The organism is Streptomyces sp. YIM 121038 (genome assembly GCF_006088715.1).
Classification (GTDB): domain Bacteria; phylum Actinomycetota; class Actinomycetes; order Streptomycetales; family Streptomycetaceae; genus Streptomyces.
In genome coordinates this window covers 8,601,566-8,620,160 of record NZ_CP030771.1, presented here as the reverse complement: position 1 = coordinate 8,620,160, position 18,595 = coordinate 8,601,566, and the positions used below count along the sequence as shown (strand labels likewise).

At 74.5% G+C, this 18,595-nt stretch carries 18 protein-coding genes and 1 pseudogene; 4 read left to right on the top strand and 15 right to left on the bottom strand.

The features are described from left to right. Window positions 1-39: 39 nt before the first annotated feature. From C9F11_RS35985 to C9F11_RS35935, 11 genes are all read right to left on the bottom strand, one after another. Entirely contained in the window at window positions 40-711 is a 672-nt protein-coding gene (locus C9F11_RS35985) for an ATP-binding cassette domain-containing protein (RefSeq protein ID WP_138963617.1), read from the bottom strand. Beyond that, window positions 704-1,615, bottom strand: a complete 912-nt coding sequence (locus C9F11_RS35980) for an ABC transporter ATP-binding protein (RefSeq protein WP_138967432.1) — start codon at window positions 1,613-1,615, stop codon at window positions 704-706. Before C9F11_RS35980 ends, C9F11_RS35985 begins: the two co-directional genes overlap by 8 nt. A gap of 89 nt (window positions 1,616-1,704) precedes the next feature. Continuing rightward, the gene (locus C9F11_RS35975; RefSeq protein WP_138963615.1) at window positions 1,705-2,586 is read right to left on the bottom strand and encodes an ABC transporter permease; all 882 of its coding nucleotides are present in this window, start codon (window positions 2,584-2,586) and stop codon (window positions 1,705-1,707) included. Beyond that, on the bottom strand, window positions 2,579-3,544 hold the full coding sequence (locus tag C9F11_RS35970; RefSeq protein WP_138963613.1) for an ABC transporter permease: 966 nt from the start codon (window positions 3,542-3,544) through the stop codon (window positions 2,579-2,581). Before C9F11_RS35970 ends, C9F11_RS35975 begins: the two co-directional genes overlap by 8 nt. A 62-nt stretch (window positions 3,545-3,606) precedes the next feature. Next, the gene (locus C9F11_RS35965) at window positions 3,607-5,202 is read right to left on the bottom strand and encodes an ABC transporter substrate-binding protein (protein WP_138963611.1); all 1,596 of its coding nucleotides are present in this window, start codon (window positions 5,200-5,202) and stop codon (window positions 3,607-3,609) included. A gap of 111 nt (window positions 5,203-5,313) precedes the next feature. Continuing rightward, window positions 5,314-6,411 carry an acyl-CoA dehydrogenase family protein gene (locus C9F11_RS35960; protein WP_138963609.1) on the bottom strand — a complete coding sequence of 366 codons (1,098 nt, stop codon included), beginning with the start codon at window positions 6,409-6,411 and terminating at the stop codon, window positions 5,314-5,316. After that, a complete protein-coding gene (locus tag C9F11_RS35955; protein ID WP_138967430.1) occupies window positions 6,408-7,589 on the bottom strand; it encodes an acyl-CoA dehydrogenase family protein in 1,182 nt (393 codons plus the stop codon). Before C9F11_RS35955 ends, C9F11_RS35960 begins: the two co-directional genes overlap by 4 nt. Window positions 7,590-7,603: 14 nt before the next feature. Beyond that, a complete protein-coding gene (locus C9F11_RS35950) occupies window positions 7,604-8,581 on the bottom strand; it encodes an NADPH:quinone oxidoreductase family protein (RefSeq protein WP_138963607.1) in 978 nt (325 codons plus the stop codon). 75 nt (window positions 8,582-8,656) lie between these two features. Further along, window positions 8,657-9,283: an XRE family transcriptional regulator gene (locus C9F11_RS35945; protein WP_138963605.1), complete on the bottom strand. Its 627-nt coding sequence runs from the start codon at window positions 9,281-9,283 to the stop codon at window positions 8,657-8,659. A 76-nt stretch (window positions 9,284-9,359) separates the two neighbouring features. Continuing rightward, window positions 9,360-10,121, bottom strand: coding sequence for a PIG-L deacetylase family protein (locus C9F11_RS35940; protein WP_138963603.1), 762 nt, complete (start codon window positions 10,119-10,121; stop codon window positions 9,360-9,362). Window positions 10,122-10,184: 63 nt separating this feature from the next. Continuing rightward, window positions 10,185-11,486 (bottom strand): alpha/beta fold hydrolase, encoded by a 1,302-nt coding sequence (locus tag C9F11_RS35935; RefSeq protein WP_138963601.1) that lies wholly within the window; start codon window positions 11,484-11,486, stop codon window positions 10,185-10,187. Window positions 11,487-11,613: 127 nt separating this feature from the next. Between C9F11_RS35935 and C9F11_RS35930 the strand changes: the two genes are divergently transcribed. Genes C9F11_RS35930 through C9F11_RS35915 form a run of 4 tightly spaced genes read left to right on the top strand, consistent with a single transcriptional unit; the run spans window position 11,614 to window position 15,683 of the window. Further along, window positions 11,614-12,369: a (Fe-S)-binding protein gene (locus C9F11_RS35930; protein ID WP_138963599.1), complete on the top strand. Its 756-nt coding sequence runs from the start codon at window positions 11,614-11,616 to the stop codon at window positions 12,367-12,369. Continuing rightward, window positions 12,366-13,841 (top strand): lactate utilization protein B, encoded by a 1,476-nt coding sequence (locus tag C9F11_RS35925; RefSeq protein ID WP_138963597.1) that lies wholly within the window; start codon window positions 12,366-12,368, stop codon window positions 13,839-13,841. The genes C9F11_RS35930 and C9F11_RS35925 overlap by 4 nt, the downstream gene beginning before the upstream one ends. Next, window positions 13,838-14,497: an LUD domain-containing protein gene (locus tag C9F11_RS35920; RefSeq protein WP_138963595.1), complete on the top strand. Its 660-nt coding sequence runs from the start codon at window positions 13,838-13,840 to the stop codon at window positions 14,495-14,497. Before C9F11_RS35925 ends, C9F11_RS35920 begins: the two co-directional genes overlap by 4 nt. A 22-nt stretch (window positions 14,498-14,519) precedes the next feature. After that, entirely contained in the window at window positions 14,520-15,683 is a 1,164-nt protein-coding gene (locus C9F11_RS35915) for a betaine/proline/choline family ABC transporter ATP-binding protein (RefSeq protein WP_138963593.1), read from the top strand. A 278-nt stretch (window positions 15,684-15,961) separates the two neighbouring features. Here C9F11_RS35915 and C9F11_RS48995 read toward each other — a convergent pair. The 4 genes and pseudogenes from C9F11_RS48995 to C9F11_RS35895 form a co-directional block, all read right to left on the bottom strand. After that, window positions 15,962-16,138: pseudogene (locus C9F11_RS48995) on the bottom strand (class I SAM-dependent methyltransferase); the annotation flags it as partial. Window positions 16,139-16,171: 33 nt separating this feature from the next. Further along, a complete protein-coding gene (locus tag C9F11_RS35905) occupies window positions 16,172-17,092 on the bottom strand; it encodes an ABC transporter substrate-binding protein (RefSeq protein WP_138967428.1) in 921 nt (306 codons plus the stop codon). 80 nt (window positions 17,093-17,172) lie between these two features. Further along, on the bottom strand, window positions 17,173-17,859 hold the full coding sequence (locus C9F11_RS35900; protein WP_138963592.1) for an ABC transporter permease: 687 nt from the start codon (window positions 17,857-17,859) through the stop codon (window positions 17,173-17,175). Continuing rightward, complete coding sequence (locus tag C9F11_RS35895; protein ID WP_138963590.1) at window positions 17,856-18,533, bottom strand: ABC transporter permease; 678 nt, start codon at window positions 18,531-18,533, stop codon at window positions 17,856-17,858. The genes C9F11_RS35900 and C9F11_RS35895 overlap by 4 nt, the downstream gene beginning before the upstream one ends. Window positions 18,534-18,595: the final 62 nt, after the last annotated feature.

Sequence of the window (18,595 nt, the reverse complement as noted above, 5' to 3'; positions counted from 1 at the left end):
GCCCGGCCGCTCACGGTCCGACGCGCGGGCCCGCAGGCCCTAGGCGGGCACCGGCCCGCCGGTCAGCTCGTCCCAGTGCACCGTCCGGTCGCACCACCGTTCCAGGAGCACCTTGTCGTGCCCCACGGCGAGCAGCCCGGCCCCGGCGCCGGCCCGGTACTCCTCCACGGCGGCGACCAGGGCGGCCGTCGTGGACGCGTCGAGCATCGCCGTCATCTCGTCGCAGATCAGCCAGCGCGGCCGCAGGACGAGGGCGCGGGCCAGACAGGCCCGCTGGAGCTGGCCGTCGCTGACCTCGTGCGGGCGGCGGCCGAGCAGGTCGGCGCCCAGGCCGACGGTGCGGGCGAGCTCCGCAACGCGGTCGGCGGCCCCGGCGCCGCGGCCGGTGGCCCGCAGGGGCTCCGCGATCAGCTGGGTGAGGGTCAGGCGCGGGTCGGCGGAGAGCCGGGGCTGCTGGAAGACCACGCCGAACGCGGTGCGCTGGGCGCGCGGGGCCCGGTGGCGCCAGCCGCGCGCGGCCTCGCCGTCGATGACGACCTGGCCCGCGTCCGGCCGGTGCAGCAGGGCCGCGACCCGGGCGAGCGTCGACTTGCCGCAGCCGCTGGGGCCGAGCAGACCCACGGACTCGCCGGGCGCGAGGGTGAGGCTGACGTCCCGTACGACGGGGTCGCGGCGGTCGTATCCGGCGGTCAGGGAGCGCAGTTCAAGCACGGGGCGCCTCCAGCGCGGCGGTGACCGGGTGGTGGCAGGCGACGCCCGCCGTGAGCGCGGGCCGGGTCGCGCAGCTCTCGTCGGCCCGTGCGCAGCGGGCCGCGAAGGCGCAGCCCTCCGGGAGCGCGGACAGCTCGGGCGGCATGCCGGGGATCGGGGTGAAGTCCCGCTCGGGCAGGGCGTCCAGGAGGCCGCGCGCGTACGGGTGGCGCGGTCCGGGCTCGCCGAAGAACGCCTCGGCGTCGGCGATCTCGACGACGCGGCTCGCGTACATGACGGCGACGCGGTCGGCGACGCGCCGGGCGGCGGCCAGGTCGTGGGTGATCAGGAGCAGCGCGCGGTCGTCACCGACGTGGCGGCGCAGTTCGTCGACGGTGCGGTCGACGAGGTCGCGGTCCAGGCCCGTGGTGGGCTCGTCGGCCAGGAGCAGCGGCGCGTCGCCGATCAGGGCGAGCGCGGTGGCGGCGCGCTGGGCGAGGCCGCCGGACAGCTGGTGCGGGTAGCGGTCGAGGTGCCCGACGGGGAAGGAGGCGCGCTCGGCCGCCGCCTCCGCGGCCGCGCGCAGCGCGGGGCGGCGCACCCCCGTGAGCTCCCGCAGGGTCTCCTCCAGCTGGGAGCGCACGGTGCGTACGGGGGTCAGGTGCGCGGCGGGGCTCTGCGGGACGAGGCCCACGCGCCGACCGCGCACGGTGCGGGCCAGGGTGCGCTCGGAGGCGGTGAGCAGGTCGAGGCCGCCGAGCAGCGCGGACCCCGCGGTCTCGGCGTTGCCCGGCAGGAGGCCGAGCAGGGCGGAGGCGAGGACGGACTTGCCGCAGCCGCTCTCGCCGACCAGGGCGAGGCATTCGCCGGGCGCGAGGTCGAAGCGGGCGTCGGTGACGGCGGCCACGTGGCCGCCGCCGCGCATGCGGAAGCGCACGGACAGACCGCGGACGGACAGGACGGGGTCCTGGGCGGGGCCGGTCAGGACGGGACCCTGGGCGGGGCCGGGCGCGGTCACAGCATCAGCTCCGATCGGCGGCGCGGGTTGATCCGCTCGCGCCAGGCGCCCGCGAGGCCCGCGATCGCCAGGGTGGGCACGATGATGAACAGGCCGGGGAAGAGCGTGGGCCACCAGTCGCCCGCGAGCAGCGAGCTGCGGGCGCCCTGCACGAGCGTGCCGAGGCTCGCCTGGTGCGTGGGCAGGCCGAGGCCGAGGAAGGAGAGCGCGGACTCGTGCCAGATGGCGTGCGGCACCATCAGGACGGCGGCGAGCCCGGCCTGCGGCAGGACCCCGGGCAGCAGGTGGCGCACGGTCACGCGCCGGCGTGAGGCGCCGCCGGAGATCGCCGCGTCGACGTAGGGGCGGGAGCGCAGCGACAGGACCTCGGCGCGCACGATGCGGGCGGTGGACAGCCAGTGCGTGAGCCCCACGGAGATCACCACGGGCCAGACGCCGGGCCGGAACATCGCGACGACGAAGATGCCGAGCAGCAGGTGCGGGACCGACGCGAAGACGTCGACGACGCGCATCACGATCCGGTCCACCCAGCCGCCGCAGGCGGCGGCGAGGGCGCCCACCGCGGTGCCGACGACGGTGGCCACCACGGCGGCGACGACGCCGACGAGCAGCGACACGCGCAGCCCGTACACACAGCGCACCAGCAGGTCGCGGCCCACGTCGTCGGTGCCGAAGGGGTGGGCGAGGGAGGGCGGCAGGAGCTTGTCCGCGAGGTGCACGGCCTGCTCGTCGAGGTCGACGACCGGCGGCACGATCAGGACGGCGAGCACGACGGCCGCGACGATCGCGGCGGAGCCCCACACCCGCCACGCGCGGGTGGCCGTGGCCGAGGTGCGCGCGGCGCGCGCGGAGGCCGGGCGCCAGGTGGTCTCAGCCATCGAATCCCACCCTGGGGTCGGCGAGCCCGTACAGCAGGTCCGCGAGGAGGTTGCCGAGCAGGACGGCGGCCGTCGCGAGCGCGGTGAGCGCGGCGAGCAGCGGGAAGTCCACGGAGGTGGCGGCGCCCACGGTGGCCGCGGCGATGCCGGGCCAGCTGAAGACGGTCTCCACGAGCAGGGCGCCGGTGATGAGTTCGGGCACGCGGGAGCCGACGAGGGTGAGCACCGGCAGCATGCCGGAGCGGAAGGCGTGCTTCAGCAGCACGGTGCGTTCGGCGAGGCCGCGGGCGCGGGCGCCGCGCACGGGGTCGTCGCCGAGCGCGTCGCCGACGCTCTGGCGCACGTACAGGACGAACCACGGCAGCTGGGAGATCGCGAGGACGGCGGCGGGCAGGATCAGATGGCTGGTGACCTGGTCGAACGTCACCGTCGTACGGGCGGTGTCGGTGAGCCCGCCCGCGGGGAGCACGTCCAGCTTCAGGGCGAACAGCCACATCACGAGGAGGCCGAGCCAGAACGGCGGTGCGGCCTCCAGGGTGTAGGCGAGCGAGGTGATGCCCCGGTCGAGCCAGCCGCCGGGGCGGCGCGCGGCGAGGACGCCGAGGGCCGAGCCGAGCAGGATCGCGAGGAGGAAGGCGGTGGCGGCGAGCAGCACCGACCAGCCGATGCGCTCGCCGATGGCGTCGGCGACGGGCTGGCGCAGCGTGCTGGAGTCGCCGAGGTCGCCGCTGAGGGCCGAGGTGAGCCAGTCCCACCAGCGGCTCACCAGCGGCTTGTCGACGCCGAGGTTGGCGCGCAGCTGGTCGAGGTTCTCCTGGGACGCGGTGAGCCCGGCCGTGCCCGCGTACGCCTTGACGGGGTCGAAGGGCGAGGCCTCGGCGACGGCGAAGACGCCGAAGGTCACGACGAACAGGACCGGGACGGCGAACACGGCTCGCCGGGCGGCGAGCCGTGCCATGGGCCCCCAGGGGACCCGGCGGGTCCGGGTCCCCCGGTCGCGCCGCTTGTCGGGCGCGGAGGTCACTTCTTCGGCTGCCAGTCCTCGACGTTCCACCACGGGCCCGAGGCCAGGCCGTGGTCGTGCGGCTCGACCTGCGTGGACAGGTCGCCGAAGGACTTGTCCACCACGTACAGGTGGTCGATGTGCGTGAGGAAGGTGTAGCCGGGGTCCTTCACCAGCTCGCGCTGGATCGTGTCGTACGCGGCCGCGCGCTCGGCGCGGTCGCCGCTCTTGCGGGCGTCCTCCAGGGCCTTGTCGACCGTGGCGTTGTCGTAGTGCGCCATGTTGTTGAAGCCGTCACCGGCGAGGGAGGACTTCAGGAGCGCGTACTGGTCGAAGTCCGGGTCGGCCGGGGAGCCGCCGCCCGCGAGGACCGCGTCCTTGGCCATGCGCGGCTCGATGACCTCCCAGGTGCCGGACTGCACCTCGACCTTGATGCCGAGCTTCTTGGCGTCGGAGGCGTAGGCGAGCGCGTGGTCCTGGCGGAGCTTGTCGCCGGTGAGGTACCAGAGCGGGAACGACGCCTGGACGCCGTCCTTCTCGCGGATGCCGCCCTTGCCGGGCTTCCAGCCCGCCTCGTCGAGGATCTTCTTGGCCTTGGCGGCGTCGAACTTCCGCTCGGTGCCCTTGGTGAACCAGGGGCTGTCCGTCGGGACGGGGCCGTAGGCCTCCTTGCCCGCGCCTTCGAGGATGGAGTCGACCATGGCCTTGCGGTCCACGCCGATGTCGAGGGCGCGCCGCACGGCCGTGTCGCCCGCGACCTCGTTGCCGGTCGGCAGGGTCACGACGCGGTAGTCGAAGGTCTTGGCGGCGTACGTCTTCTTGGCGCCGTCGGACGCGAAGGTCTCGGCGAGGTTCGGCGGCAGGATGGCGCCGTCGAGGTCGCCGGTGCGCAGCCGGGTGGCGCGCACGTCGTCGTCCTTGATGATCGCCATCGTGAAGTTCTTGATCTTCGGGGCGCCGCCCCAGTAGCCGGGGTTGGCCTTGAAGACGATCTTCTCGCCCTTGGACCACTTCACCAGCTCGTAGGGGCCGGTGCCGACGGGCTCGGTGGAGAAGTCGCCCTTGTTCACGTCCTGCTTGCCCGCGATGTGCTCGGGGGCGATGGGCAGGACGGTGCGCTCGGCGAACGGCGCGTAGGGGTACTTGAGGTGGAAGACGACGGCGTCGTCGCCCTTGGCCTCGACGCTCTTGAGGGCGTCGAGCTCGGTCTTGGAGGCGTTGTTCGTCTTCTTGTCGAGGATCGTCTCGTACGTGAAGACGACGTCCTTGGCCGAGAAGGGCTTGCCGTCGCTGAACTTGACGCCCTTGCGCAGCGCGAAGGTGTAGGTCTTGCCGTCGTCGCTGACCTTCGGGAGCTTCGCGGCGAGCGCGGGCCGCAGCTTCATGTCGGCGTCGTGCGTGAGCAGACCGTCGAAGATCTTGGAGTTGCCGTCCTTGCCGTAGCCGAGGAGCGGGCTGAGCGTCTCGGGTTCGTAGGCGATGCCGACGACCGCGGAGTCCTTCGCGCCGTCCGCACCTTTGCCGTCGTCCGGCGACGAACAGGCCGAGGCGGCGACCGCCAGTGCGGCGGTCGCCGCGACCGCGCCCGTGGTCCGTATGGATCGGGCCCTCATGCTCCACACCCCTACTGAAGATCAATCCTTCTTGCGAACAGCTCGCAATTATGCCTCAAGTAATGGGTGTGTAAGGCACGGGTCCCCTACGGCTTTCGGACTACGTGCAGGTCAGGGCGCTGGCAGGGCGACAAGCCCGGCCAAGGCCTCCTTGTGCCGCCCCGCCGTGCCGAGGGCGAGGGAGTCGGCCTTGGCGCGCTTGAGGGCGAGGTGGACGGGGTGTTCCCAGGTCATGCCGATGCCGCCGTGCAGCTGGAGGGCCTCCTCGGCGGCGCGCACGGCGACGGGCGACGCGTAGGCCTGCGCGAGGGCCGTCGCGAGGTCCGGCTCGTCGCTGCCGGTGGCCAGGGCGTCGGCGGCGTTGCGGGCGGCGGCACGCAGGTGCACCACGTCGAGCCAGACCTGGGCGAGGCGGTGCTTGAGGGCCTGGAAGGAGCCGACGGGGCGGTTGAACTGATGGCGCTCCTTCGTGTGCCGCACGGTCTCCGCCAGGCACCACTCGGCGAGGCCCAGCTGCTCCGAGGCGAGCAGCCCCGCCCCGGCGCGCAGGGCCAGGGCCACCGGCGCCGCCGCGTCGGGGGCGAGCGGGCGCGCCGGGGCCGCGTCGAAGGTGACCGTGGCGAGCGGGCGGGTGCGGTCCAGCGAGGTCAGCGGGGTGACGGTGACGCCGCCCCGGTCGGTGTCGACGGCGCACAACCCGCCGTCGGACGGGACGAGCAGCACGTCGGCGGCGCCCGCGTCCGCGACGCCGGTCACCTCGCCGCGCAGGACGCCGTCCGCGTGGCGCGCGAGCGGGTACGCGGCCCCGGGGGCGGTGGCGAACGGCACGGCGAGCACGCCGACCGCACGGCCCGAGGCGAGCGCGGCGAGCAGGTCGGCGGCCGCCCCGCCGCAGGCGAGCAGCGCCTCGGTGGCGATGACGGCGCTCGTCAGATACGGCACGGGGGCCACCGCGCGGCCGAGCTCCTCCAGGACCACGGCCGCCTCGCGGTGCGTGGCGCCCTGGCCGCCCCGGTCCTCGGGCACCAGGAGCCCGGCCAGGCCCATGCCCTCGGTGAGGGCCTTCCACAGCTCGCGGTCGTACGGGGCGTCCGCGTCGGTGCGGGCGAGGACGGTGGCCGGGTCGCAGCGGTCGGCGAGGAGGGCGCGCACGGCGGCGCGGACCGCCTCCTCTTCCTCCGTGTGGAGCAGATGGCTCGGCGGGGTCATCGGGTCAGGTCCTTCCAGGCGACGTCCTTGTCGGTGCGCGGTTCCGGCGGCAGGCCGAGGACGCGCTCGGCGACGATGTTCAGCAGGACCTCGCTCGTGCCGCCCTCGATGCTGTTGCCCTTGGCGCGCAGATAGCGGTAGCCCGCCCCGCGCCCGAAGAAGTCGACCCCCTCGGGCCGCCGCATCGTCCAGTCGTCGTACAACAGCCCTTCCTGGCCGAGGAGTTCCACCTCCAGACCGCTGATGGCCTGGTTGAGGCGGGCGAAGCCGAGCTTGGCGGCGGAGCCCTCGGGGCCCGGCTGGCCCGCGGCGAGCTGCTGGCGCAGGCGTTCGCCGGTGAGCCGGGCGACCTCGGCCTCCACCCAGAGGGTGAGCAGGCGCTGGTGCAGGTCGTGGGTGCGCAGTTCGGGGCGCTCGCGCCAGGTCCGGGCGAGGGGCTCGATCATGCCGCCCTCGCGCGGCAGGCGCGTACCGCCGATGGACACGCGCTCGTTCATGAGCGTGGTCTGCGCGACCCGCCAGCCGTCGCCGACCGCGCCGAGCCGGTGGGCGTCGGGGATGCGGACGTCGGTGAGGAAGACCTCGTTGAACTCGGCCTCGCCGGTGATCTGCCGCAGCGGCCGCACCTCGACACCGGGGTCGGTCATGTCGCACACGAAGTACGTGATGCCGCGGTGCTTGGGCAGCTCCGGGTCGGTGCGGGCGATGAGGATGGCCCAGCGGGCGAGGTGCGCGCTGGAGGTCCACACCTTCTGTCCGTTCACCACCCAGGTGTCGCCCTCGCGCACCGCGCGGGTGCCGAGCGCCGCCAGGTCGGAGCCCGCGCCGGGCTCGCTGAACAGCTGGCACCACACCTCGTCGCCGACCCACAGGGGCCTGAGGAAGCGGCGCTTCTGCTCCTCGGTGCCGAAGCCGAGGATCGTCGGCGCCGCCATGCCGAGGCCGATGCCGATGCGGCGCGGGTCGTTGTCGGGGGCGCCCGCGGCCTCCAGCTCGGCGTCCACGACGCCCTGCAGCGGGCGGGGCGCGCCGAGGCCACCGAGGCCCTCGGGGTAGTGCACCCAGGCGAGCCCGGCGTCGAAGCGGGCCTTCAGGAACGCGCCGCGCTCCGTCGTGCCCGGCGGGTGGGCGGCGAGGAACTCCCTCGTGCGGCGCCGCAGTTCGGCGGCGTCGGTCACGTCCGTGGCGTCGGTCACGCGGCCGCTCCGTCCGCGAGGCCGGGCAGCACGACGACGCGCCCGGTGGTGGCCCCGTCGGCGACGCGCTGCACGGCCGCCGCCGCGCCGGCCAGCGGCACCCGCGCGCTCACCAGCGGTTTGACCGCGCCCTTGGCGGCGAGCGCGGTGAGCTGTTCGTGGCAGTCGAGGACGGCCCGCGGGTCCTTCGTGGCGTACAGGCCCCAGTGCAGGCCGACGATCGAGTAGTTCTTCACCAGGGCGTGGTTCAGGGCGGGCGCCGGGATGGTGCCGCTCGCGAAGCCGACGACCAGGAGGCGGCCCTCGAAGGCCACGCACTTGGCGGACTGGGTGTACGCGGCGCCGCCCACGGGGTCGTAGACCACGTCGGCGCCGCGCCCGCCGGTGGCGTCCTTCACGGCCGCGACGACGTCGTCCGCGTGCCGGTCCACGACCGCGTCGCAGCCGAGCTCACGGGCGACCCGGGCCTTCTCGGCGCCGCCGACGACACCGATGACGCGCGCGCCCGCGGCCTTGCCGAGCTGTACGGCCGCGCTGCCGACGCCGCCCGCGGCCGCGTGCACCAGGAGCGTCTCGCCCGCCTGGAGCCGGGCCCGCCGGTGCAGGCCGAACCAGCCGGTCTGGTAGCCGATGTGCAGGGCCGCGGCCTCGGCGTCGTCGAGGGCGTCCGGGGCGGGCAGCAGCGCCGCGGCGTCCGCGACGGCGTACTCGGCGAAGCCGCCGTACGGCAGCACGGGGTTGGCGATGACGCGCCGCCCGTCCGCCGTCGTGCCGCAGACCTCCACGCCGGGCGTGAACGGCAGCGGCGGGGTGATCTGGTACTCGCCCCGGCAGAGCAGCGCGTCCGGGAAGTTGACGTTCGCGGCGCGGACCTCGATCAGCACCTGGCCGTCGCCGGGCACCGGCGTCGCCGTCTCTTCGAGCCGCATCACCTCGCCCGGCTCGCCGTTGCGGGGTACGTGCCATGCGTGCATGCGAGGCCTCCACGGGGCGTCGGTGGACCGTGCTCCCGCGCATACTAAGCGGTCGCTTGCCCCAAGGGAACAGGGTCAGCCCTCCGCCGCGGACCGCTTCCTGGGCTGGGCCCGCACGTGCATGCGCTCGCCCTGCGGCCCGAACAGGCTCAGGAACTCGGCGGGGCCCTCACCGGTGGAGCCGAACCAGTGCGGCACCCGGGTGTCGAACTCGGCGGCCTCCCCCGCGGTCAGCACCACGTCGTGGTCGCCGAGGACCAGGCGCAGCCGCCCGGACAGGACGTACAGCCACTCGTAGCCCTCGTGCGTCCGCGGCTCGGGCTCGGCCGCGCGCTGGGGCTCGATGACCTTGTACGCCTGGAGTCCGCCGGGCTGGCGGGTCAGCGGCACCATCGTGCGGCCGTGGCGGACGATCGGCTTGGCGCGCACCCGGGGGTCGCCGACGGGCGGGGCGCCGACCAGCTCGTCCAGGGGCACCTGATGGGCGCGGGCGATGGGCAGGAGCAGTTCCAGGCTCGGCTTGCGCCCGCCCGACTCAAGCCGGGAGAGGGTGCTGACGGAGATGCCGGTGGCGGCGGAGAGCCCGGCGAGCGTGGCGCCGCGCTCCTTGCGGATCTTGCGGAGACGGGGGCCGACGGCGGTGAGGACCTGGTCGGTCGCGCCGTCGTCCCCCTCGGGGGTGTGACTCTCTTCGCGTGCCATGCGCCCATTGCAGAATCGGCAACGCGTGCTGTCAAACCCGCATCATCCCCGCGTCATCGGCCCCCGCCCGAAGGCGTCAGCGGCCGAAGACCTGGAACGCCACCGCGGGGACCCCGCCGAAGCGCGGCGCGAGCTGCTCGGCGATGCCGCCGAGGAACGAACGGCAGTACTTCTCCGGGTCCTCGTCGGTGAGGGCCTCCAGATAGGCGCGGTGTTCGAGCAGGGAGCGGACGGAGCGCTCCAGGCCCGGCCGCGCGTCGACCGCGTGCGTGGGCCGGTCCGTCCCGGCCACGGCGACCCAGCGCACCCCGTTCCACGGCTCCAGGCCCTGCTCGGTCAGCTCCGGGAAGATCCAGCGGTTGCCCGCGTCGGCCACCGCGTCCAGGGTGGCGCGGCCGACGGCGACGTGGTCCGGGGTGTTCCAGGCGACGCCGCCCCACGTGTCCTGGTAGTTGAGCGTGACGACCAACTCGGGCCGGTGCCTGCGGATCGCGGCGGCGATGTCGCGGCGCAGCGCCGTGCCGTACTCGATCACGCCGTCCTCGTGGTCGAGGAACTCGACGGTGTCCACGCCGACGACGGCCGCGCTCGCGCGCTGCTCCCGCTCGCGCACCGGACCCGCCTCCGCGGGCGCCAGGGTGTCGATGCCCGCCTCGCCGCGGGTCGCGAGGAGGTACGCCACCTCGCGGCCCGCGTCCGTCCAGGACGCCACGGCGCCCGCGCAGCCGTACTCCAGGTCGTCCGGGTGGGCGACCACGGCGAGGGCCCGCTGCCAGTCCTCGGGCAGGGGGGCCAGTTGCGCGGGCGCTGTCGTGCTGGTGTTCTGCGGCTCGGTCATGCGCGCAGCCTATCCAGCGTCACATCCCGTGGCCCACCAGGCCGGACGTTGCCCGGCGCCCGCTCAGACCTCGCCCCGCACCAGGTCGAGGAGGCGGCCCAGGACCCGGTCGCCGCTCGCGCGCAGGCCGTCGTGCTCGTACTCGTCGGTGACCCAGGTGCGCAGGCCCCCGATCGTGCGGGCGGTGCGCAGCGCGTCGGCGGTGTCGACGTACAGGTCGTCGTGGTAGACGGCCGCGGCCACCGGCACCTCGTTGGCGGCCAGGCGCTCGGCGTCGTACAGCGGGGCCCAGTCGGCGCGTTCGGCGAGCAGGTCCGCGGTCTCGCGCAGCGGGCGCAGCGCCGGGTCGCAGTCGAACATCCAGCGCTGCACGGCCTCCCCGGTGAACAGGACCGGTTCGCCGCCCGCGAGGCTCTTGCCCGCGTCGAACGCGGGGAACTCGCCGCGCACCCGCTCGGCCGACCACGCGGTGGGCCGCCCGCCCTGGGCGTAACAGGCCTCGTGCAGCAGGGCGTACAGCGGGTGTCCCGCGTACGACAGGAGCGCCTGGGCCTTCTCCTGGAAGGCGTCCGACAGCTCGTGCCCGCCGGGGGTGCGCACGAAGGCGTCCTCCAGGAGGTAGTGCAGGCGGTGGCTGCCGTCGCCGGTGCCGAGGAGGATGCCCAGGGCCTGGAAGGCCTCGACGGTGAAGCGGTAGCCACCGTTCAGCACCGGCTCGTGCTCGGCGGCGTACTCGGCGACGCGCCGGGCCCGCTCGGCGTCCTGCGGGTAACGCGCGTAGTGGGCCAGGGACTTGCGCTCCATCCGCGGATAGGCGGCGCGGTACACGTCGTCCGCGTGCCCGTCGAGCGTCGGGAGCCCACCGGTGATCAGCGCGGCCGCCAGGCCCTCGGGGGCGGCGGACAGGTAGTGCGTGGCGCAGAAGCCGCCGAAGCTCTGGCCGAGGACCGTCCAGGGGGCGCCGCCGGTGACCTCGGGCCGGATCGCCTCGCAGTCGCGCACGATCGCGTCGGCGCGGAAGTGGCCGAGGTAGTCGGCCTGTTCGCGGGGTCCGCCGCGCAGCGGCAGGGTCTGGCGGTTGGCGGGCGTCGACGCGGCGGTGCCGCGCTGGTCGAGCAGCAGCACACGGTGCTCGCGCAGGGCACGGCCGAGCCAGGCCTGCCGGCCGGCGAAGCGGTCGGACCCGAAGCCGGGGCCGCCCTGGAGGTACACCAGCCAGGGCAGCTCCGCGTCCTGCCGCGCCGCCGCCACGCACTCCCGCGCGAACAGCTCTATCCGCTCCCCCGCCGGGTCCGCGTGGTCGAGCGGGACGCTGAACCGGCGGTCGGTGAGCACGACTCCGGGCTGACGGTAGGTGGGGCTCAAGGCATCTCCTCAGCAGTGCGCGGAAGCGGAACCGTCCTAGTGGAGCACACCGCCCACCGGGGCTCGTGCGCCGACGTCCGCGCCAGTACGCTCGGGCCATCCGATGATCGACGAGGAGGAACGCACCATGCGTGTCGCACTCTTCCTGACGTGTGTCAACGACACGCTCTATCCGCACACCGGCCGCGCCACCGTGAAACTCCTGACCAGGCTGGGCGTCGAGGTGGACTTCCCGGAGGCCCAGACCTGCTGCGGCCAGGCGCACTACAACACCGGCTACCGCCGTCAGGCGGAGCCGCTCGCCCGGCACTTCTCCGATGTCTTCGCGGGGTACGAGGCGATCGTGACGCCGTCCGGCTCGTGCGGGGCGATGGTGCGCGAGCTGTATCCGCGCCTCGGCGAGCGGGCCAGGGCCGAGGGCCGCGGCGGACAGCTCGCGGCGGCCGTGGCGCCGGTGGTGCCCCGGACGTTCGAGCTCACCGAGTTCCTGGTGGACGTCCTGGGCGTCACGGACGTCGGCGCGTACTACCCGCACACGGTGACGTACCACCCCACGTGTCACGGCCTGCGCTCGCTCGGGCTCGGCGACCGGCCGGCGAGGCTGCTCGGCGCGGTGCGGGGGCTGGACCTCGTGGAGCTGCCGGGCGCCGAGGAGTGCTGCGGCTTCGGCGGCACCTTCGCCGTGAAGAACCCCGACGTGTCGGCCGCGATGGGCGCCGACAAGGTGCGCAACGCGGAGTCGACCGGGGCCGGGGTGCTGTGCGCGGCGGACAACTCCTGTCTGACGCACATCGGCGGCACGATGTCCCGGCTGCGGACCGGCATGCGGCGCGTCCACATCGCCGAGATCCTGGCGAGCACGGAAGAGGAGCCCCTGGCATGAGCGGCACCTTCGTGGGCATGCCCGCGTTCCCCGAGGCGGCGCGCGCCGCCGTCGGCGACGCCACGCTGCGCGCCAATCTGCGGCACGCCACCCGCACCATCCGCGACAAGCGGGCCCGCGCCGTCGCCGAACTCGACGACTGGGCGCACCTGCGCGAGGCGGGCAAGCGCATCAAGGACCACACGCTGCGCCACCTCGACCGCTATCTGCTGCGCCTGGAGGAGGCGGTGACGGCGGCGGGCGGCACCGTGCACTGGGCCGCCGACGCGGCCGAGGCCAACCGCGTCGTGACCCGGCTCGTCGTGGAGACCGGCGAGTCCGAGGTCGTCAAGGTCAAGTCGATGGCCACCCAGGAGATCGGCCTCAACGAAGCCCTGGAGGCGGCGGGCGTCCGCGCCTACGAGACCGACCTCGCCGAGCTGATCGTGCAGCTCGGCCGGGACCGCCCCTCGCACATCCTGGTGCCCGCCATCCACCGCAACCGCGGCGAGATCCGCGACGTCTTCCGCGCGGAGATGGGGCGTTGGGGCCGCCCCGCCCCGGACGGGCTCGGCGACGCGCCCGCCGAGCTCGCCGAGGCGGCGCGGCTGCACCTGCGGGAGAAGTTCCTGCGCGCCAAGGTCGGGATCTCCGGCGCCAACTTCATGGTCGCCGAGACCGGCACGCTGGTCGTCGTCGAGTCCGAGGGCAACGGCCGCATGTGCCTGACGCTCCCGGAGACCCTGATCTCCGTCGTCGGCATCGAGAAGGTCGTGCCGACGTGGCGCGACCTTGAGGTGTTCCTGCAGACCCTGCCGCGCTCCTCGACGGCCGAGCGCATGAACCCGTACACGTCGACGTGGACGGGCACCGCGGACTCCGACGGCCCCCGGGCCTTCCACCTGGTCCTTCTCGACAACGGCCGCACCGACGCCCTCGCCGACGAGGTCGGCCGCCAGGCGCTGCGCTGCATCCGCTGTTCGGCCTGCCTCAACGTGTGCCCGGTGTACGAGCGTGCGGGCGGGCACGCCTACGGCTCGGTGTACCCGGGGCCGATCGGCGCGATCCTCAGCCCGCAGCTGCGGGGCACGGCGAGCGAGGTCGACGCGTCGCTGCCGTACGCGTCGACGCTGTGCGGCGCCTGCTACGAGGTGTGCCCGGTGGCCATCGACATCCCCGAGGTCCTGGTGCACCTGCGGGAGCGGGTCGTCGAGGGCGGCGAGGTGACCCGCCGCGGGGTGCGGGTGCGGCTGCGGCCCGCCAAGGGGCACGCGGCGGAGCGGGCGGCGATGCGGGCCGCGCGGTGGGTCTTCCGGCACCCCGGCGCCCTGCGCGCGGGCCAGCGCCTGGCCTCGCGCACCCGGGCCGCGCACCCCCGGACGCTGCCGGGGCCCGGCCGGGCGTGGAGCGCCACGCGGGACCTGCCGCCGGTGCCCGCCGAGCCGTTCCGCGACTGGTGGCGGCGTACGCGCGGCGAAGGGAGCGGGGCATGAGCGGCAGGGACGTGGTCCTCGGCCGGATCAGGCGCGCGCTCGGCCCGGCGCCGGACGACGCCCACGACCCCTACGCCGCCTACGGGGCGGCCGTGCCGCGTGACTATCTGCGCGAGCACGGGACGCGCACCGAGGCCGCGACCGTCGACCTGCTCGCCGAGAACCTCGCCGACTACCGGGCGGTCGTGCACCGCGTGCACGCGGACGGTCTCGCGGAGCTCCTCGCGCGGCTGCTCGCCGCGCGGGGCGCGCGGACGGTGCTCGTCCCGCCCGGCCTGCCGCCGGGGTGGCTGACCGCCGCCGACGCCGTCCGCGTCCTCGACCGGGCGGCGAGCACACCGCGGGAGCTGGACCGCGTCGACAGCGTCGTCACGGGCTGCGCGGTCGCCGTCGCCGAGACCGGCACGATCGTCCTCGACGGCTCCCCCGACCAGGGCCGCCGCCGGATCACGCTGGTCCCCGACCACCACGTCTGTGTCGTCCGCGTTCCCGAGCGGGTCGTCGCGTCGGTGCCGCTCGCCCTCGAACGGCTCGATCCGCTGCGCCCGCTCACCTGGATCTCCGGCCCCTCCGCGACCAGCGACATCGAGCTGGACCGGGTCGAGGGCGTGCACGGTCCTCGCACCCTTGAGGTGGTGCTGGTGAGCGGGGTGTGACCGGCGCGGCTAGCGTGAGGGGATGATCCGGTTCGAGCAGGTGACCAAGCGCTACCCGGACGGCACGACGGCCGTGGACGACCTCTCCTTCGAGGTCTCCGAGGGCGAGCTGGTCACGCTCGTCGGCCCGTCCGGCTGCGGCAAGACGACCACGATGATGATGGTGAACCGGCTGATCGAGCCGACGTCGGGACGCATCTTCGTGGACGGCGCGGACATCGCGGGCGTCGACCCCGTGCGCCTGCGCCGCCGCATCGGCTACGTCATCCAGCAGGTCGGCCTCTTCCCGCACCGCACGGTCCTCGACAACACGGCGACCGTGCCCGCGCTCGTCGGCTGGAAGCGGGCCAGGGCGCGGGCCCGCGCCGCCGAACTCCTCGACCTGGTGGGACTCGACCCGAAGACGTACGGATCGCGCTACCCGGAGCAGCTCTCGGGCGGGCAGCGCCAGCGCGTGGGCGTGGCCCGCGCCCTGGCCGCCGACCCGCCGGTGCTCCTGATGGACGAGCCGTTCGGCGCCGTGGACCCGGTGGTGCGCGAACGCCTGCAGAACGAGTTCCTGAGCCTCCAGCGCACCGTGCGCAAGACCGTCCTGATGGTCACGCACGACATCGAGGAGGCGGTGCGGCTCGGCGACCGGGTCGCCGTGTACGGGCAGGGCCGCATCGAGCAGTTCGACACGCCGGGCGCGGTGCTCGGCACGCCCGCCACCCCGTACGTCGCCGAGTTCGTGGGCGCCGACCGGGGCCTCAAGCGGCTCTCGGTGACCGTGATCGAGGCGGACGACCTGGAGCAGCCGCCGGTCGCGCGCCTGGAGGAGCCGGCGGCGCAGGCCGCGGCCCGGCTGCGGGCCGACGGCGCGCGCTGGGCGATGGTCCTGAACGCCGGTGGCGACCTGCACGGCTGGGTCGGCGTCGACGAGGTCGCGCTCGCCGGGGACGGCGCCGCGGTCGGCGACCTGGCCCACCGCATGAACGCCTGGCTGCCCGTGGGGGCCTCCCTGAAGCAGGCCTTCGGCGTGATGCTCCAGCACGACGCCGGGTGGGTCGCCGTGGTGGACGGCGCCCGCTTCGTGGGGGTCCTCACCCCGGCGAAGCTGCACGAGGCGCTGCGGCGGTCGGTGGACGCGGATACCCAGGGGGTGGGCAGGGACGAGGTGGAGTTCGACTCGGTCGCCGACGCGTGACGCTGCGCTGTGCTTGGGCGGGGCTTCCGTGGGTGCCGGTCGCTCTTCGGCTGCGGGCCGCCCTGGGTTGCTCGCGCAGTTCCCCGCGCCCCTTCAGGGCACTCAGGCGCGGCGGGCCGGGACGTATGCCCTGTGGGTCTGTGCTTCGTCGGGGGCCGGGGCGCGTGGCCCCACCACTCGTCCAGGTGGCGGACCTCCGTGCCGATGTGGAAGGACACCAGGAGGAGGCCGGAGGGGCGCAGCACCCGGCGGGCCTCCACGAAGGCGGGCAGGAGTTCGTCCGGGGTCAGGTGGATGACCGTGTAGAGGGCGGCGGCCGAGCCGAACTCGCCGTCCCCGGCGGGCAGTGACAGCAGGTCGCCCTCGCGGAACTCCACGCCGGGGTGGCGCCGGCGGGCCTCGGCGACCGTGTCGTAGCTGCGCCGGACTGCCCCGCGGTCCCCGTGATCGGCCATGCGGGCCAGCATGGCAGGTGCGGTGGCGCGGCCCTACAGCAGGCCCTTGTCCTTGAGGTACTTCTTCGCGACGTCCTCGGGCAGTCTGCGCCAGCTGTCCACCTGGCGGTTCATGTCGGCCAGGTCGTCCGTGGTCAGGACGGTGTTGAGGCGGCCCAGGGCACGGGCGACGCCCTCGCTGCCCGCGCGGGAGCGGTTGACGACGGGGACGACGTAGTCGGCGTTCTGGAGGTGCTTGTCGTCGGCGAGCAGCACGAGGCCGAACTCGTCGAGGGTGGCGTCGGTGGAGGTCGTGAGCACCATCTGGTCCTGGCCGCTCTGCACCGCCTTCTTGGCCTGGGTGGTGCCGACGCCCTTGGGGTCGACGGCGGTGACGTCGATGCCGTACACCTTCTTCAGGCCGGGTTCGCAGTACGGGCGCCGAACGCACTCGTCGCCCGCGGCGAGCCGCACCTTGAGGCCCGATCTCCCCAGGTCGGTGAGGGTCTTCAGGCGGTGCTCGCGGGCGTAGGAGGCCGCGACCGCGAAGGCGTTCTGGTCGACGGCCCTGCCGGGGTCGAGGACGGTCAGGCCGCGCGGGGCCGCGAGGGCGCGCAGGGCCTTCATGGTGGTGTCGAGGTCGGGTGAGCCGACCGGCTCGGCGTCCGCGCCGTTGACCTTGGCGTTCAGCCAGTCCGCGAAGGTCGCCGCGTACTCGGGCACGACGTCGATCTGGCCGGACTCCAGGGCGGGTTCGTACAGCTCGCGGTTGGCGACGGACAGGAACTCGGTGCCGTAGCCGGCCTTCTTCAGGAGCTGTGCGTACATGTGCGCGAGCAGATCGCTCTCGGTGAAGCCCGCGGAGCCGACGACCAGGTGCTTGCTGTCGCCCGGCGGCAGACTGGCCTCGCCCCGGTCCTCCAGGGCGGGGCCCGAGTCGCAGCCGGAGGCAAGCACGGCGGCCGCGAGGAGCACGCCGCCCAGCAGGCGGGTGCGCCAGGCGGTCGCGGCGGGCCGTCCGCGCCGGGGGCCTCGGGCGCGGCGGACGTGCCATGTCATGGGGTTCTCCTTCCGCGCGCCGTGCGGGACCGGCCGGGCGCGAGCCGCTCCGCCGCCTCGAAGCACGCCTCGACGGCCAGGGCGAAGACGGCCACGAGCACCGCGCCCGCCACGACCTGCGGGGTGCTGGCGAGGTTGAAGCCCGCGGTGATGATCCGGCCGAGCCCGCCGCCGCCCGCGAGCGCCGCGATGGTGGCCGTGGCGACGAGCTGCACGGCGGCGATGCGCACCCCGCTCATGATCAGCGGCAGCGCGAGCGGTGCCTCGACCCGCCACAGCATCTGCCACCCCGTCATGCCCATGCCGCGCGCGGCCTGGACGACGCCCCGGTCGACCTCGCGCATCCCGACGTACGCGTTGGTGAGCAGCGGCGGCACGGCGAACAGGACCAGGGCGACGACGGTCGGCCCCTCGCCCCAGTCGCCGATCGGGGTGAGCAGCAGCAGGACGAGGACCGCGAAGGTCGGCACGGCCCGGCCGACGTTGGAGATGTTCACCGCCAGCGCCCCGCCCCGGCCGAGGTGGCCGAGCACGAGCGCGACGGGCAGCGCGACGAGACAGCTGATCAGCAGGCACACCACCGTCAGGACCAGGTGCTGGACGAGGCGGTGCCAGATGCCGCCGTCGCCCGTCCAGTGCGCGGAGGTGCTGAGCCAGTCCCAGGCGTCGCCGAGGGTCTTCACGCGCGCCCCGCCCTCGTCCAGGGGGTGAGCAGGCGCTGGACGCCGAGCAGGGCCACGTCGGCGGCGACGGCGATGACCACGCACAGGACCGAGGCGGTGAGGACCTGTGCCTTGAAGTAGGTGTTCATGCCCGCGTAGATCAGGTTGCCGAGGCCCCCGAAGCCGACGATCGCGCCGACGGTGACGAGCGAGACGGCGGAGACGGTGGCGATGCGCAGGCCCGCCATGGCGGCGGGCAGCGCGAGCGGCAGCTCCACGGTCAGCAGCAGCCGGATCGGCCCGTAGCCCATGCCGCGGGCGGCCTGCCGGGTGTCCTCGGGCACGGCGCGCAGCCCGGCGAGGATGTTCCGGACAAGGAGCGTCAGCGAGTACAGGACGAGCCCGGCCACGACGAGCGACGCGGACAGGCCGTACAGGGGCAGCAGCAGCGAGAACATCGCGAGCGACGGGATCGTGTACAGCACGGTGGTGACGGCGAGGACGGGTCCCGCCGCGAGGGCCCAGCGGCGGGCGAGCACGGCCAGGGGCAGCGCGACGGCGAGCCCGATGAGGACGGAGACCGCGGTCAGCTCCAGGTGCTGGAGGACGGCGTCGAGGAGGATCCGGCGGCGGGTGCTCAGATACTCGCCGCAGATCCACTCGTTGCGGGCCAGGCAGTCGTCCGGGGGCGTCACCCGTCCATTCCACCGGCGGCGACGCGCCGCGGCGCGTCTTGCTGGACCGTACGGGGGCCGCC